Origin of the sequence: Halodesulfovibrio sp. MK-HDV, assembly GCF_009914765.1 — a bacterium.
Classification (GTDB): domain Bacteria; phylum Desulfobacterota; class Desulfovibrionia; order Desulfovibrionales; family Desulfovibrionaceae; genus Halodesulfovibrio.
Window position 1 is genome coordinate 1 of sequence record NZ_WYDS01000027.1, and the last position, 15,265, is coordinate 15,265.

Consider the following 15,265-nt stretch of genomic DNA (forward strand, 5'->3'; position numbering starts at 1 on the left):
GAGGATTTGAACCTCCGAAGCGTACGCCGACAGATTTACAGTCTGTTCCCTTTGGCCACTCGGGAACCCCACCTGCTTTTGTTGTCTGTGGAAAGTATTCCCTAACAACGGAGATGGGTTTTACGGATGAGTCATCAAAATGGCAAGCAAAACATTCAGTTTTTTTCAAATTAACGAAAGGTTAGCGATAGATACAAATAGCCTTTTCTGTTTTTAGTTTGAAAAACAGGTTGTTAGCCATTGTATGTGTACTTGATGATATCCACAGTAAAACTAATGAACGACATAAACAAAATCGCAGAATAGAAGCGGGCACCTATGGACCAGACAGGAGCACCCTTATATTTATCTGCGCTACGCCACAACGCAACACACATGAATCCCGTATATACAAGTGCCGTTAGAAGCCAACCGACGCGCATAGTGTCAGTCGTATTATGTGCTTCCAGGGCATATTTGTTTACAAAAACGCTTACCACTGTGCCTATGATCATGCCGAAAAACCAGAAGGTGATGTACAGCGGTAATTCCCCGCGCCATAGTTTTGCCAATGTCCCCATATTGTCCTCTGTAGTTAAGAGAGTTCAATTCACTATAAATTGCTTGGGGATAAGTTCATTTATTTTATTTAAATTTTACTCATTAAGTTTCGGGGTTGGATGTGAGATTCGAAAATCTTGGTGCAATATCAAAAAGCCCCATACAAAGGCCAATAGTCAATGCTGCTTCATACGGTTCGGGCCGTGGCGTTGCCTCTGCCAACTCCTTCATTTCCTGTTGCGAAAGTTGCAACGTAGGCATGCGTAAATAGACTTCCCCATTGAATTGCAGGTCAACGTGTACATCAAGCAGTTTTAGTGGAGGAAACAGGTTGTTAAGGCAGTTTATAGATATGCGCTGTTCTCTTTCGGGAGGTGTAATTATGGAAAACTCGGCTTGTGCTATTTGAATAGAGTCAGAGGTGAAGGTTCCGTTTTCCAGAAGCAGAAGAGCGTCAGCAGCCGTGCTTTCATGAATGATCTCAATCGATGGATAATCGCGTTTCAATAACTTCTTTACGGCTTCGGCAGCTGTGGTTTCTTCCTCATGACGTTGAATAATGTGTAGTGTCTTCGGGGTGCCAAGAATGGGGGCCTGTTTGAGCACGCTCAGAGGTGAAAGGGTGGCGGTGCCATTTATCAGTAATGATCCGGCGCTACCTGTGAGGTAATAAACAATGGACATTGACCCAATATATAGACCGTCGACATCCATTCTAGCTGTTTCGGTTGGAAGAAATCCCGCGCCGTCCGGTGTAATTTCATAATACATCCCAGTCCCTCCGTAATGCAGAGTGCCCGCATGTATGCAAGTTTCGAAATGAAACTCTTTAATCCTGCTAAGCACTTATGTTTTCAGACAAAGACAACGTTCATAAAAAAATGAACATGAATAAACGTACGACAAAGCATATGGTCAAGCAATTGATAATTCTGAGTAGTTGTGGTTTGTGAGATTCTTGCAGATTATTTACAAGTTAACATAATCATGTAGGCTGAGAGAAGCCGCATAGAGATAATGTTGTAATAACATGCTGAAATCGTTGCTTCCTAAAAGTGAGGACGATACGCGCTTTTTGAGTAAGGGATATGGATTGTTTAATGCATATGGAAGGGGATTGATTTTTAAATTGCGCTTGTGCTTGTCTGTGATGAAATCCGTTGCGCTGAGGATATTGTGTTTTGCACCGACCCGAGTTCCTTAGTGAACAGGGTGTTGCTGTAAGGTTCTTTCTTGGTTTTGTATTAGAGAATTCTCTTCTTTGATGGGCTGTTCAATAATGGCCGGGCGTTTCCTTGTGAAGATTCAAGCGCTAACATTTGCCTGTTGGAGTCTGCGAGATTCAATAAAGCGTGCAGATTGGATTTTAAATAAAAACTCCCCATCATTGTTACAATGATGGGGAGTTTCACTCAGTTTGAAAACAGCCTTTCGGCTATTTTACTTCTACATAAGTTCTTTACCAGCTGTGAAGGCGGCGTAGTTGCCAGCCCACATTTTAGCTGGAGTCACATTTTTAAGAGCGCTTAACCAGCATTCTTCAGGCAGTGTGCTGAACGGTGCCACGGTGCTGAGTGCGCCGAGCATTACTACGTTTGCACAACGACCTGTTGTATCACCAAGCTTAATAGCTTCGCTGAGGATATCGAGTTTGATTACGTTGTAGCCTTCAAGCAGTTCTGCAATTGCGTCGTCAGACGGGTACTGCTCTGCATCAAAGCCTTGTGGAATGATGGCGGTATCAGCAAAAATGATTGTTCCGCCATCTTTAAGCATTCCGAGGAAGCCAGGGCGCAGGAGTTCACTTTTTTCCATTACGATAAGAGAATCTGCGGTGCCTGGAATAATTTGCGGGCTACGAACTTTACCACATGCAAAGGTAGAGATAACTGGGCCGCCCATTTGAGCCATGCCGTGTGTTTCACCTTTGATGATGTTTTTGTCGCCGTAACCGGCTGCGAATGCAAGCTGCGCGAGAACTTTACCGAAGAAGAGGTTACCCTGACCACCAACGCCGCGAATGGCGAGGGAAAGACGTTCTGGGCGTACTTCATCAGAAAGTGTAGGAACAGTAATTTCTTGTGGAGGCTCTGGAAGCACTACAGAAGATTTTTCAACTTTAATATCTTTTGGATCGATAACGGAGATAGCGCCTTTCGGGCACATCTGCATACATGCCGGAGCCTGTGATACACAGCCGGAACAGATGTTGTTCCATACTGGCTGGTCGTTTTCGTCAAGGCTTACACCGGAACAGATGTTACAAGCGCCACAGCTGATGCATTTTTCAGGATCTACAGTGAGCTTCTGGTTGAATGCAGATTTAGGCACTTTGCGGATACAGGTACCCTGTACAACAAGAGTGGTAAATTTACCTTCGTCGGCATCTGCAAGCGCTTTTCGTAAGCTCTTTCTGATGTCTTTGTAGTCGTACGCATCAACTTCAACAACGTCGGTGCCCTGTGCCCGGAGTGCATCTACCATTACAAAGCGGTTTTTATCACCGGCAAGGTTAACAGGAGAACTTGGGCTTGGCTGACCGCCAGTCATTGCTGTCCACTCGTTATCAAGAACTACTTTTACACCGGCAACGTGTCTGAATACTGCGTTACGGGTTGCGTCCATGCCGCTGTGACATTCTGTACCGTCACCGATGAGGCTGATACATTTGCTTGCAGACTCTGGCTTGGACAGAACGTAGCCGGTGCGTTTGCTTTCACTTGCGCCCATTGCAAGACCGGTATCCAGCGCGTTCATGAAGTAGAGCAGTGTATTACAGCCGATGTCGCCGAAAATGGCTTCGAGCTGCCCGCTTTTTTTCATACGTGATGCAACCTGAGCAAAGAGACGGTACGGGCAACCCGCACAGATCATTGGTGGACGTGGAACAGGCTGAGCTTCAACTGTTTTTGAAGTAATTGTTTCACCAAGGAGTGCTGCAATGCTTGCAGGTGTCCACTCGGTTACTTTGCTGAACTGAGGCTTGCCGATAACGGTAAGGCCGGCAGCGGCACATTCGTCCTGTAAGTAACGGTAACCATCATCAAGAACGTATACATCGCCTTCAATGGATGCACAGAAATCTTTCATTTTCTGGAGAGGAAGCGGGTTGGTGAATCCGAGGGACAGTACGTCAATGTCGTTGTCGTACAGCTCTTTGTATTCTTCCATGTACAGAGCATTTACGCCGTATGCGATAACGCCGCGTTTACCATTACCCTTGAGGTGAACGTTAAGCGGGCTATCTTCGATGTACTGAGTGAGGGCAGGCATACGCTCATCCATAACGCGGTCGTAACTCATGCGAGCAAGGTTAGGCAGTGCGTTAAGCTGTCGCATTGGTGCAACTTCTGCAAAATCGCGTGTTGCAGTTTCTGCAAGTGTTACCAAGCCTTCACTGTGGCAAAGTACGCCGCTTGGCTGAATAACAACTGCGGTGTTGAATTTGCGTGCGAGGTCGGCTGCAATTTTGGAGGACTCGTACAGTTCCTGATGGTTACGAGGCTCAAAAACTGGCACGAATGTACTTTTGTACAAAAGATGCGGGTCAATTACGTGCTGAGTGGAGCTAGGTGTAAAGTCTGTTGCTACATAAAGAACAAGGCCGCCACGAGGAACTGAGAATGTTGCGAGGCTTGTGAATACGTCACCGGCCTGAAATAATCCCGGAATCTTCATGGTTACAACACAGTCGCGACCAGCAAGGGTGTGTCCGTGTCCAACAGCAAGTGCAACTGATTCACTAACAGACCAGCCAACAGTGATCATATCCTGAACCTGCGACAAGCCTTTGTCGATTACTTCAGAACTAGGAGTGCCAGGGTAGCCGTCAACGGCATGGATGCCGTTGCGTACACAGCCAGCAGCAAAGGCAATATTGCCCTGCAGCACTGTTTTGTGTCCGTGTTCCTCAGTACATAACTTCTTCATAACATTCATGGTTTACTCGCTCGTAATTGAAATAAAGTAATGGTGCTGTGCGTTTTTTTCATGGCAGTTGAGGAAAAAACGCCAAACAGCAATGTAATTATCTGAGTGTGTGTGCTAAACACAAGTAGTGCAAACTTACGTTTGTTTAGTCATTACACAGGTGTTTTTTTTATACAAGATTACACCGTGTTATAAGGCAATATAAAAGCCGAGAATCAGCGGTTTAAGCCTGTTATGTGCACCGTGACATCTTGTGCCTGCGTGTAAAAAATGTGGAAATCATTTGTACCGAAAATTACAAATTTGTCCAGTGCTAGCCAGTATGTGATGGATTTTGAATGAAAATGAGCTGCAAGCACGTCAGTGCAACATTGCACACCGTACATCTTTTACAGTGGTTGAACAAAATTAGAGCAGTAACTTTCTGATTATTCCTGACTGAAAGATTTCTCTCTGGGTGCTCACGTTCATCAAATACATTTGATGGAATATAAAATTAAGGCTGTTAGAACATACGCAAACTATTGAACTATTTTACTCAAATGTGCTACAAGTGGTACTTCTTGTTATTGGTGCAGAACAGGAATTTTTTTGACGTGACCACGTTTAAGTCACCGTGTTGCTTGGGGAGCAATACCAAACGCGACAAAAGAGGGTTCCCATGCGTTATATATTTTGTGCTGTTCTTGCGATGATTCTTATTGTCTCCACCGTGCAAACGGGGCAGGCAGAGGTTAAAGAATTTAAGTGTGTTGACGTGGAAAGTGAGAATGTTCAAAAAACAAACATACGTCGTATGCGCGCAGCTGTTGTTGTGTCGGAAGCACATCTTTTATCAAAGACAGATTTGATAGATACCGCCAAAGCAGCAGCACTTGATCTGTTCAAACAAAGCAAAATGCAAGTCATAGTGGTTAAATTATATCCATCCGAAGACTATGCAGAGTTTTTCCCGCAGGTGCTGGATATGACCTATTCGCCAGATTCCATTGGTTGGAACGGTGAACCTGCCTCCACATGGGTGGCTTATATTGCAGAAAAAATGCCTACAGAAGAAGAAATGTTCCGTATCCGTACGTGGATCTTGGAGCAGGCAAAAAATAAACAGACAATTATTGACCGCAAAGAAGACCTTGCAAAGAAAATGAAAATTCCGGCAGATGACGTATATTTCCCTATCTTCAAGCTTGTTCCGTGCCTTATGGAAACTAATGGCTAGCTAATTCTTTTATGTATCACGACAGACGATGCGAAGTTGCAACTAGTTTTGTTGCATCTTCGCATCGTTTTTTTATTTTTCTAATCAAGCGACAAATACACAAAACGAGAGAATACAATGTTTCCGAGGTGTTTTATGCTTCGCAGTACTCTGAAAAGTGAATGCGGAATGTGTCGGGAAGTGGCGTGATTCTTGCATTTTCTGTCTCAGGAGAATGTTATGACTAACACAGAGACGACTACTGAAAATGAAGGTTTGCAGCAGATTGCTCAGCTGCAACAGCGCGCTGTTGAATTTGCAGAATCCGGCATGATGGAAGAAGCTGTTGAAGCTGCTTTGGTATGCATTGGGCTGCAAGAAGATGTTGCACCTGATGACATGCTTCTCAGAGCAAAGCTTATTCAGAATGCAAGCCGCATTTTATTATTTTCCGGCGATATGGAGCAGGCAGAAGTTATTGCCAACGAAGGCATTGGCATTATGCAGACTGCTGAAGGCACCACTGCGGATGATATGGCGCACGCGTTCCTTAACCTTTCTTCCATTCTCTATGCGAAGAAGGATCTTGAAAACGCTTCACTCGTGCTCATGGAAGCCATCACAATCTGGACTCACGAAAATGGTCCTGAAAGTCCTGAAGTTGCAGACTGCCTAGGCAATCTTGGTCGCCTGCGCGAAGAGCAGGACAAACCGGAAGAAGCAATTGAACTGCATCAGCAGGCAATCGATATTAAAAAGAAAGTGTTCGGTGATCATGAACAGACCGCGTTCTCACTCATGAACAAAGGTCTTGCACACATGCTCGCACAGCAGCTTCCAGAAGCAAAAGCGAATCTTGAAGAAGCTATTGAATGCTGCAAACGTATTGGTCAGGAAGATTCCGAAATGGCCAAAGCTTGTGAGCAGAATCTTCGCATTTGTCTGGATCAAATGTAAGTTTCGTAAGATTGCTAGCGGTTCTTTTATGAGCCTCTGGTGACTGTTACTATCTGGACGTTTTTTTCGTTCCAGCTGATTTTACTTACTACCGTTTCGAAAATTTTAAAGGCTGTCCTTCGTATGAAGGACAGCCTTTTTTTGTTTATTTGCACGTAATACAACTGCCATCTTTTTCTGGAGCAATAGTAACAACAAGACCGAGAACAGTTCGAAAACAAAAAAGCATTACAAGTTTGCCGAAGTTGCAGATCACTATTGCAGCATAGATTTTTCGAAGAATTTTTTATCTAACCAGTTAATTAAAAATAAAAAAAAGTGTATGGCTGACTATACATATTCCTTTTTATAAACCGTAGCTTGGTTGGGTCGTGCATGAGAAAACGAAAGTTTATTGGACGCGTTATAAAACTTGGCAGCTTGTTGCTTGCAATTGTTGCGTTGAATGGCTGTTGGAAGGTCGGCGCAGATTATGTAGCGCCTGATCTTGCGGCATTCCATGGCAATGAGTGGAAATCATGCGTTCCCATGTTACCGCCTGAAAATATGGCGATGCTCTGGTGGACACAGTTTGATGATGAAGAGTTAAACAAGCTTGTTGAGACACTACTTGCGCAAAATATTTCGTTAAAGATAGCACGTGAGCGGATAGTAGAAGCTCGATCGCAGCGTGGTGTTACGCGTGCAGATTTGTTACCGAAGGCGTATCTGGGCGGTTATGGGCTGCGTACTCGGGCTGCGGATGAAGCTCAGGGACTTATTGGTGTCCCTGGCGGAAATCAGACGAGTCTATTTGCCGGTGCTGCACTTGCGGGGTGGGAATTAGACCTGTGGGGACGTGTTCAGCGGCTTGTTGAGGCTGCGGATAGTACTATTGAGGCAAATAGCGCAGAGTACGGAGATGTAGCAGTTTCGTTAGTTGCCGAGCTGGCACTGGCCTACGTAGATCTGCGAGCTGTTGAGTCGCGTATGCGGGTATCGGAACGGAAGCTTTTATTGTTGGAACTGCATAGCAGGCTTGCAAATAAGCGGCTTCATGCGGGGACAGGAACGCGGCAGGACTATTTGGAATCGCGCACGACTGTGCGGCAGGAGAAAGTGCAGCAACGGACGTTTGTTCAGGCAAAGGCTGTTGCAGAAAACAGTATTGCTGTATTGCTCGGAATACCTCCAAGCAAGTTTATGTATGCCAATGGCTGTCAGCTAATTGTACCAGTTGTGCGGGGGATGGATGTTCCGGCAAGCCTGCTTTCGCGCAGACCGGATGTGCGTAAGGCAGAGCAAGAATATGCCGCGGCTGTGGCTCTGGTGGGCGCAGCAGAAGGGAAGCGTTACCCTAAAATTGCTTTAGGCGGAGTGTTAAGTTTTCAAGCAACAAATGTGGATAAGCTCTTCCATGCGGATACTCTTGTGTATGCCTTTGGTGGCGGGCTGTTGGTTCCAGTGTTTACTGGTGGACGTATTGATGCACAAATTGCGGTACAAGCCTCGCAGGCAGAACAGCGCAAGTTTCAGCTACAGCAAACTGTTGTGGAGGCCGTGGCAGAAGTGGAGAATAGCGCTGTCGGCGTAGCCGAAACAGGTCGACAGGTTCAGGAACTTGCGTGCGCGATGCAGGAATTAGCACAGGCAACATCGCTTGCAGAAAGTCTGTTTGCTAGTGGCCTTGCGAGTAGGGATACTGTTGTTATGCAAGAGTTAGAGCAGGTGGATGTGGAAGATTTGCTTGTTGTCGCGCGCCAGCAGGAGCTTGGCGAAGTTATCCATTTGTACCGTGCGATGGGTGGTGGCTGGAGTGTGGCAAAGTCTGTTGAAAAATCTGTACCTGAGAATGTGGGCAGTGCGGGTGATGTTGAGAATAACGGTGACACAGATGTAACTGCTGATAAGGAGCAGATATATGAATAAAAGAAAGGTGTTGTTAATCTTACTTATTGTCTGCATCGGGCTTGTGTTCTGGTGGTACTTCAATCCTTCGGAACTTACGGATGATTCCAAGGAAGTAACTCTGTATGGGCAGATTGACCTGCGCACTGTTCAACTTTCTTTTAGTGAGCAGGAATATATCGAAGAAATGTATGTGGATGAGGGCGACGTAGTGCAGAGCGGTCAGGTGTTAGCCGTTCTTAAAAAAGACCGACTTGCGGCTCAGTTTAATGAAGCAACCGCTCGTGTGGATGCTCAGAAAGAAGTTGTTCAACGACTGACAACAGGTTTGCGTCCGCAGGAAGTGTTGCAGGCACATGCAAGGGTTCAGGCAGCACAGATTCAACTAAAAAATGCAGATTCATTACTACGGCGTGTGAAAACAACAACGCCTTCTGGCGCTAGTACTCGGCAAAGCCTTGATGATGCGGTAACGGCAGTAAAGTTGGCTCAGGCAGAGCTTGCTGTTGAGAAGAACGGTTTAAGCCTCGCGGAGGAAGGATACCGCAAGGAAGACATAGCAGAGGCAAAAGCAAACCTTGAAGGGCTGCAAGCATCTGTTCAGCTGCTACAGGTTCGGATGGGTGAATTGCAAATGCTAGCGCCTGTGGATGGCATTATCCAAAATCGTATTGCAGAAGTGGGTGAGCTTGCATCGCCTGCCCGTGTAGCATTCACCCTTGCTGTTACAGAACCCAAATGGGTTCGTGCGTATTTACCGGAACCGGATCTTGGACTGGTTAACGAAGGTATGACTGCCTCAGTGTATTCTGATTCTTTTGCTGAACCGTTTGAAGGGTGGGTTGGCTTTATTGCTCCGCAAGCAGAATTTACACCCAAACGGGTTGAAACTACAGATTTGCGAACTCAGCTTGTGTACGAAGTGCGAGTCTGGGTGGATGATCCAGATAACAGGCTAAAATTGGGTATGCCTGTGACGGTTACTGTGGATGCTACAGCTAACAAGAATATAAATTCTGATTTGGACAGTGCTTCTGAAGAAAGCTCTGATGTTGACTCAGGTAGCGATTCGCGGAGCCAGTAATTTATGCCGAGGCAGGAAGATCCAGTAGAACAGCCTTTGTTGCAGGCAGTAGATTTGCGCGTGGTGTTCAAGCCAAAGAGCCCGCAACCTATTGTTGCGTTGAACAATCTGAATCTACGAGTTGAATCCAGAAGTGTTACAGGGCTCGTGGGGCCGGATGGAGCAGGCAAAACAACCTGCCTACGGCTCGGTGCAGGATTACTCGTGCCACAGTCTGGCAGTATGAAAGTGCTTGGGCATGATGTTGTGCAGGAGGCTGATCTTATACGTCCTCGAATCGGCTACATGCCGCAGCAGTTTGGATTATATGAAGATTTAACCGTTCAGGAAAATTTGGATTTATATGCAGATTTGCAGGATGTACCAATGTCATCACGCAAGTCTCAGTTTGAACGTTTACTTGATATGACGGATCTTGGAAAATTTACAGGCAGGCGATCGGGACAGCTTTCTGGTGGGATGAAGCAGAAGCTTGGGCTTGCGTGCTGTTTGGTTAAGGTTCCAGAATTACTTATTTTAGATGAACCGACTGTGGGGGTGGACCCAGTTTCACGTCGTGACATCTGGCGCATTGTGTACCAGCTAGTTGAAGAAGAAGGTTTGGGTGTGCTTGTTTCCACGGCGTATTTGGATGAAGCAGAGCGTTGCAATAACGTTGTTGTCATGCATGAGGGCAAAAAGCTGGCTGAAGGAGCTCCAAAAAGTTTTTATAGCAGGGTTGAAGGACGTGTCTTTTCCATAGCTCCTAATCCGACGCAAACAGCCCGTACGTTGCATGGGGAAGTTCTTCAGCGGAATGATGTTGTGGACGCTTCTATTCAATCCGGCATGGTACGGGTGGTGCTTTCAAAAGAGAGTCCGTTATTGGCAGACTCTGTGCCACTAATCGGTAAAAATGCTGAAGATGAAAACTTCAAGGGCGTGGAAGATGATACGATTACTGAGGCATCAATGACTCCTGTTACCCCACGCTTTGAAGATGTTTTTGTGGACATGCTTCAGCAGCATGGTGCTTCAATTGAAAAACTTGCATTAAGTGGAAAGGGAAGCGAGCTCGTCGATAACGTTATTGAAAGCACAATAGATGATGCACCAGCGATTACTGTGTCAAAGCTATTGAAGCAGTTCGGTGCATTCACAGCAGTGCATGATATTTCGTTTATGGTGCAGCGCGGAGAAATTTTTGGGTTACTGGGCGCAAACGGAGCTGGTAAAACCACTACCTTTCGTATGCTTTGCGGGCTGCTGAATGCATCTGACGGTGAAATTCAGGTGGCAGGCAATAATATGCGCAAGGCACCTTCGAAGGCGCGATCACGCATCGGATATATGGCACAAAAATTTTCTTTGTATCAACAATTTACAGTAGCCCAGAATCTTAAATTTTATGGAAAAGCATATGGGCTGAACCGGCAGCATTTACAGCAACGGCTTAATTGGGCGTTCCGTGAGTTTGATATGGAAGATCGCAAAGATGTTGTGACACAAAGTCTTCCTGCAGGGTTCAAACAGCGATTAGCCATGGCGGCTGCCATGCTTCACGAACCCGAGATTTTATTTCTTGATGAGCCGACATCCGGCGCAGATCCTCTTGCAAGACGTGAGTTTTGGGCACGGATAAGTAAATTTGCCCACGAGGGAGTGACGGTAATTGTCACCACGCATTTTATGGAAGAGGCTGAGTATTGTGATCATTTGCTCATTATGGCGCAAGGACAGCAGCTCGCAGCGGGAACTCCTGCACAGATTAGAGCGCAGGCGGTGAGTGAAAAAACGCCTGATCCAACAATTGAAGACGCGTTTATACAGCTTGCAGGTGATTAGCAGGAGTGGAAGGAACATTTTATGGCAGGAATATCGTACATACGTCTTCGCGGCTTTGTTCGTAAAGAAGTGCTGCAAATAAAGCGTGACCCAAGCAGTCTATTGCTGGGGCTTGTGATGCCTGTGTTGCTTCTGCTTATCTTTGGCTACGGTGTATCTCTTGAGCCTACTAATGTTCCGGTTGTGCTTGTGATTGATGAGTCCAGTCCGGCTACGCAGGATTTGAAGGCACGCTTTCAGCTTTCCCGATATTTTTCGCCGGTAACAGCACATTCTATGCATGAGGCTGTTCAATATTTAAATGAAGATTACGTGGATGGAATTGTGCATGTTCGTTCCAATTTTTCTTCACTTCTTGAGTCCGGTCAAGAGGCTCCCATTCAACTTATTCTCAACGGTATTGATGCAAACAGGGCGCGTATTGTTGAAGGCTACATTCAAAACACCATCGGTCTGTGGGCGCAGAGTGTCGCAAGCCAGTCCGGCAGAGAATATTCACCGCCCATTGTTGTTGAACCTCGCATATGGTTTAACGCTGCGGCAAACAGTACTTACTCCCTCATCCCTGGTCTGTTGACTCTGATTATGACGCTTATTGGCACACAGCTTACCGCGTTAGTAATTGCCCGCGAGTGGGAACGGGGAACTATGGAAGCATTGCTGAGTACGCCAATTTCATCAAACGAAATTCTATTGGGTAAGCTGCTTCCATATTATGTTTTAGGAATGATAGGCATGGGTTTCTCAATTCTTCTTGGGGTCTTTTTATTTAATGTGCCTCTCCGAGGCTCCCTGTTTGTTCTCATTTTGCTAGGGAGTATTTTTCTGCTTGCATCGCTCGGATTCGGGCTGTTTATTTCATCTGCCGCGCGTATTCAATTTGTAGCAGCTATGGGGTCGGTATTATCCGCGTTTCTCCCTGCTTTTTTCTTGTCTGGATTGATGTTTGATCTAAAAAGTACACCAAAAATTATTCAGTACATAAGTACGATTATCCCCGCTAAATATTTCGTTACCATCACTCAAACTTTGTTTTTGGCAGGTAACGTATGGTCTGTGCTGCTTCCGGCAGGCCTTGTGCTGTTTGGTATGAGTATTGTTTTGCTCATAGCTGCACGTAAAAAATTAGGACGAAGGTTGCCGCAATGATCGAAATGCTTCAGCGGATTGTGACTCTTATCATCAAAGAATTTATGCTTATCTTGATTGATCCCAAGAGTCGCTTTGTCATTATCGTGCCGCCATTGATTCAATTTGTCATATTCAGCTATTCAGCAACATTTGATCTACAAAACGTTGAGTACGCTGTGCTGGACGAGTCAAATACAGAACAGTCCCGTACGCTATTGAGCCATTTTAGTGGATCGCCACATTTTGAACTGGTGCGTACTCTTGATACAACAGCTCAGGTTCCTGAGTTGATAAACACACAAAAAGTGCGCCTTGTGCTTTATATTCCAACTGACTTTGCAGATAGGGTTACAAACCATGAATCAGCTAACATACAGGTAATAGCGGACGGACGAAACTCAAACGTTGCCTCCGTTGCGCTTGGGTATGTGCAGGACATAACACAGCAATACGGTGCATCGTTACAGACAAGCACTATGTCATCCAGCCCGCAGGTCGTGCTGGTCCAGCGATCATGGTTCAATAGAAACATGGAAACGCGCTGGTACATAGTTTCATCGCTAGGCGGAATCATAAGCATGGTTATTGCGATGCTTTTGTCAGCCCTTTCGGTGGCTCGAGAACGAGAATCCGGTACCTTTGACCAGCTGTTAGTATCGCCGTTTCAACCAGCAGAAATTCTTATTGGTAAAGCCGTTCCGTGTGTATTTTTCGGTCTAGTAGATGCGACATTGTTGTCTCTTGCTGCTGCCTATTGGTTTGGTGTGCCGTTTAGAGGTTCGATAATTGCGTTGGTACTTGTGCTGCTGGCGTTTCTTATAGCAGTAGTGGGCGTAGGGCTATTCATATCATCAATGTCTGTCACAATGCAGCAGGGCTTGCTTGGCGCGTTTGTGTTTATCATGCCGTCAGTGCTTCTTGGAGGGTTCACAACGCCCATAAGCAACATGCCGCAGTGGCTGCAAAATGCTACGCTCATCAATCCACTCAGATATGTGGTACAGGCATTACGCGAAATTTTTCTTATGGGTGCGGACTTTTCTGCGACGTGGCATTACGTCTGGCCGCTGCTTATTATTTCCGCTGTCACCATGCCTGCCGCCGCAGTAATGTTTCGGTCCAGAACCCAATAGCGTCATATATAATAAATTGTGTGGCTACACGTGGCTATATCTAGTCTGCTAGCATAGTAAAAAGGCTGCACTTCTATATAGAAGTGCAGCCTTTTTACTTATGGAAAAGTGTGGCGCGTAACGCGCTTGTTTATTTTACGCAGAGAGCCTTTATGCAGGGTGCTGGTAAAATAGAAAGCGAAGTTGCTAGGTTAGCAATATTGTGTGCATTGCTAGTCAGCTTGGGCTTGTGAAGATGTACCGAGCCAAATGGCGGTAAGAGCAAGGATGCCGCCTGCGAGCTCTACCATTCCGGCAGGCCGCGCAAAAAAAAGGATGTCCCAAATGAATGAGAGTGCAGGCATAATGAGAATAGTCAGTCCTGCCTGTGATGTTGGAATGCCCGGTAGACCTCGTGAAATAAGCAGCCAACCAATGGCTTGGCTTATGAGACCGTAGAGGAAGAGCCACATGCCGTCTGTAGCAGTAGGAATAACAATTGATGTGGAATTCCACATAAAGAAAATGCCCATACTGGCGGCAGATGCGAGTGAAACAAGAGCTACGACTGCAACAGGAGACACGCTAGGGCTGCGCATTTGAATATGGCGTACCATAAGGGTGTAGAGAGCAAGCCACAGTGCAGCGGTAAGGCCAAGGCCTATTCCAGAAAATTCGCTTGTAAGGAAGCTGTCGAGAGTAATGCCGATAAGCATACAAAGCCCTGCAAGTGCCAACGGGACAGCAAATACAAATCGGGCGGAGAGGCGTTCTTTAAAGAACATCCAGCCGGCAAGTGCTAGGAAAAATACCTGAAAGTTAATAAGAATTGTTCCGACACCAGGACCTAATATATTGATAGAACGGTGCCAGGCCATAAGGTCGAGCGTTAGAAAAAGTCCGCCTGCGCAGAGCAGTCCTGAGTGTCTTTTTAATAGAATAAAAAGTGATTCTCGGCACTGAATTAATGAGAGAGCAAGCAGGCATGATCCGCCAATAAAAGTACGGTAAAAGGCAGAAACGTCCGGACTGGTAGAAGCTAGTTTCGCAAATACAGCCGAAAAGCTGATACAGATAGCCCCTGCTACAACGCTAAGCAAGGCAGAAGAGTTAGAACTCGTCATATGTACACTCGATATTTGTACAAGACATTAGTGGGATAGAAGAACGGATGTATATTGAGCGGTGCAAAACTAGGCGAATAGGAATCTAAATTTAGTATAAATTTAAGATAGGTGGCCTTGTAAAGCCCGGTTGATGAGCATTCTTCTTGAAGAGTGAATAACAAACGCCAATACGTTATCAAAATAGATGATAGCCGAAATCGCGCAATTAGCAGGAAAGAGAAAAGAACACAATCTAAGATTGTCGCTGACGTTTTCTTCAAACAAGAATAGTGGGCATTTTTAAAAATAATTTTGGTTGGTTATTCTATTTGGGAATCGATGTAATAAAAGAAAGAAGCGGGGCGTACTTCACTCTGATTAATAAAGTATGAAGTATTGAGCGAATAAAGGAGGGGAGGGGTAGAAAAAATGGCTTTGGGAGCGCGCAGGGAATGAAATATTTTTGTGTATCGTTCAGAAATAAAACAATAAAAAC

At 45.7% G+C, this 15,265-nt stretch carries 11 protein-coding genes; 7 read left to right on the forward strand and 4 right to left on the reverse strand.

Annotated elements, in window-relative coordinates:
- Positions 1 to 233: 233 nt before the first annotated feature.
- The 3 genes from MKHDV_RS17095 to MKHDV_RS17105 all read right to left on the reverse strand — a co-directional run bounded on the left by MKHDV_RS17095 (position 234) and on the right by MKHDV_RS17105 (position 4,479).
- Positions 234 to 560 carry a hypothetical protein gene (locus MKHDV_RS17095; RefSeq protein ID WP_160717462.1) on the reverse strand — a complete coding sequence of 109 codons (327 nt, stop codon included), beginning with the start codon at positions 558 to 560 and terminating at the stop codon, positions 234 to 236.
- 82 nt (positions 561 to 642) lie between these two features.
- Positions 643 to 1,311 carry a hypothetical protein gene (locus MKHDV_RS17100; RefSeq protein WP_160717463.1) on the reverse strand — a complete coding sequence of 223 codons (669 nt, stop codon included), beginning with the start codon at positions 1,309 to 1,311 and terminating at the stop codon, positions 643 to 645.
- Positions 1,312 to 1,986: 675 nt separating this feature from the next.
- The gene (locus MKHDV_RS17105; protein ID WP_160717464.1) at positions 1,987 to 4,479 is read right to left on the reverse strand and encodes a 2-oxoacid:acceptor oxidoreductase family protein; all 2,493 of its coding nucleotides are present in this window, start codon (positions 4,477 to 4,479) and stop codon (positions 1,987 to 1,989) included.
- Between the two features lie 652 nt (positions 4,480 to 5,131).
- On the opposite strand from MKHDV_RS17105, the gene MKHDV_RS17110 reads away from it, so the two are divergent.
- The 7 genes from MKHDV_RS17110 to MKHDV_RS17140 all read left to right on the forward strand — a co-directional run bounded on the left by MKHDV_RS17110 (position 5,132) and on the right by MKHDV_RS17140 (position 13,684).
- Complete coding sequence (locus tag MKHDV_RS17110) at positions 5,132 to 5,689, forward strand: hypothetical protein (RefSeq protein WP_160717465.1); 558 nt, start codon at positions 5,132 to 5,134, stop codon at positions 5,687 to 5,689.
- A 219-nt stretch (positions 5,690 to 5,908) separates the two neighbouring features.
- Complete coding sequence (locus tag MKHDV_RS17115) at positions 5,909 to 6,625, forward strand: tetratricopeptide repeat protein (protein ID WP_160717466.1); 717 nt, start codon at positions 5,909 to 5,911, stop codon at positions 6,623 to 6,625.
- Positions 6,626 to 7,000: 375 nt separating this feature from the next.
- Positions 7,001 to 8,533, forward strand: coding sequence for an efflux transporter outer membrane subunit (locus tag MKHDV_RS17120; protein ID WP_160717467.1), 1,533 nt, complete (start codon positions 7,001 to 7,003; stop codon positions 8,531 to 8,533).
- Positions 8,526 to 9,596 carry an efflux RND transporter periplasmic adaptor subunit gene (locus tag MKHDV_RS17125; protein ID WP_160717468.1) on the forward strand — a complete coding sequence of 357 codons (1,071 nt, stop codon included), beginning with the start codon at positions 8,526 to 8,528 and terminating at the stop codon, positions 9,594 to 9,596. Before MKHDV_RS17120 ends, MKHDV_RS17125 begins: the two co-directional genes overlap by 8 nt.
- 3 nt (positions 9,597 to 9,599) lie before the next feature.
- Complete coding sequence (locus tag MKHDV_RS17130) at positions 9,600 to 11,420, forward strand: ATP-binding cassette domain-containing protein (RefSeq protein ID WP_160717470.1); 1,821 nt, start codon at positions 9,600 to 9,602, stop codon at positions 11,418 to 11,420.
- A 21-nt stretch (positions 11,421 to 11,441) separates the two neighbouring features.
- Positions 11,442 to 12,569 (forward strand): ABC transporter permease, encoded by a 1,128-nt coding sequence (locus MKHDV_RS17135; RefSeq protein ID WP_160717472.1) that lies wholly within the window; start codon positions 11,442 to 11,444, stop codon positions 12,567 to 12,569.
- Positions 12,566 to 13,684 (forward strand): ABC transporter permease, encoded by a 1,119-nt coding sequence (locus MKHDV_RS17140; RefSeq protein WP_160717474.1) that lies wholly within the window; start codon positions 12,566 to 12,568, stop codon positions 13,682 to 13,684. The genes MKHDV_RS17135 and MKHDV_RS17140 overlap by 4 nt, the downstream gene beginning before the upstream one ends.
- Positions 13,685 to 13,896: 212 nt before the next feature.
- Here the strand turns inward: MKHDV_RS17140 and MKHDV_RS17145 are convergent, their stop codons facing one another.
- Entirely contained in the window at positions 13,897 to 14,787 is an 891-nt protein-coding gene (locus MKHDV_RS17145) for a DMT family transporter (RefSeq protein WP_160717476.1), read from the reverse strand.
- Positions 14,788 to 15,265 lie beyond the last annotated feature (478 nt).

Bases quoted from the DNA above. Each gene is read 5' to 3' on its own strand.
- MKHDV_RS17095 (WP_160717462.1), bottom strand. From the start codon at position 560: ATGGGGACATTGGCAAAACTATGGCGCGGGGAATTACCGCTGTACATC.
- MKHDV_RS17100 (WP_160717463.1), bottom strand. From the start codon at position 1,311: ATGTATTATGAAATTACACCGGACGGCGCGGGATTTCTTCCAACCGAA.
- MKHDV_RS17105 (WP_160717464.1), bottom strand. From the start codon at position 4,479: ATGAATGTTATGAAGAAGTTATGTACTGAGGAACACGGACACAAAACA.
- MKHDV_RS17110 (WP_160717465.1), top strand. From the start codon at position 5,132: ATGCGTTATATATTTTGTGCTGTTCTTGCGATGATTCTTATTGTCTCC.
- MKHDV_RS17115 (WP_160717466.1), top strand. From the start codon at position 5,909: ATGACTAACACAGAGACGACTACTGAAAATGAAGGTTTGCAGCAGATT.
- MKHDV_RS17120 (WP_160717467.1), top strand. From the start codon at position 7,001: ATGAGAAAACGAAAGTTTATTGGACGCGTTATAAAACTTGGCAGCTTG.
- MKHDV_RS17125 (WP_160717468.1), top strand. From the start codon at position 8,526: ATGAATAAAAGAAAGGTGTTGTTAATCTTACTTATTGTCTGCATCGGG.
- MKHDV_RS17130 (WP_160717470.1), top strand. From the start codon at position 9,600: ATGCCGAGGCAGGAAGATCCAGTAGAACAGCCTTTGTTGCAGGCAGTA.
- MKHDV_RS17135 (WP_160717472.1), top strand. From the start codon at position 11,442: ATGGCAGGAATATCGTACATACGTCTTCGCGGCTTTGTTCGTAAAGAA.
- MKHDV_RS17140 (WP_160717474.1), top strand. From the start codon at position 12,566: ATGATCGAAATGCTTCAGCGGATTGTGACTCTTATCATCAAAGAATTT.
- MKHDV_RS17145 (WP_160717476.1), bottom strand. From the start codon at position 14,787: ATGACGAGTTCTAACTCTTCTGCCTTGCTTAGCGTTGTAGCAGGGGCT.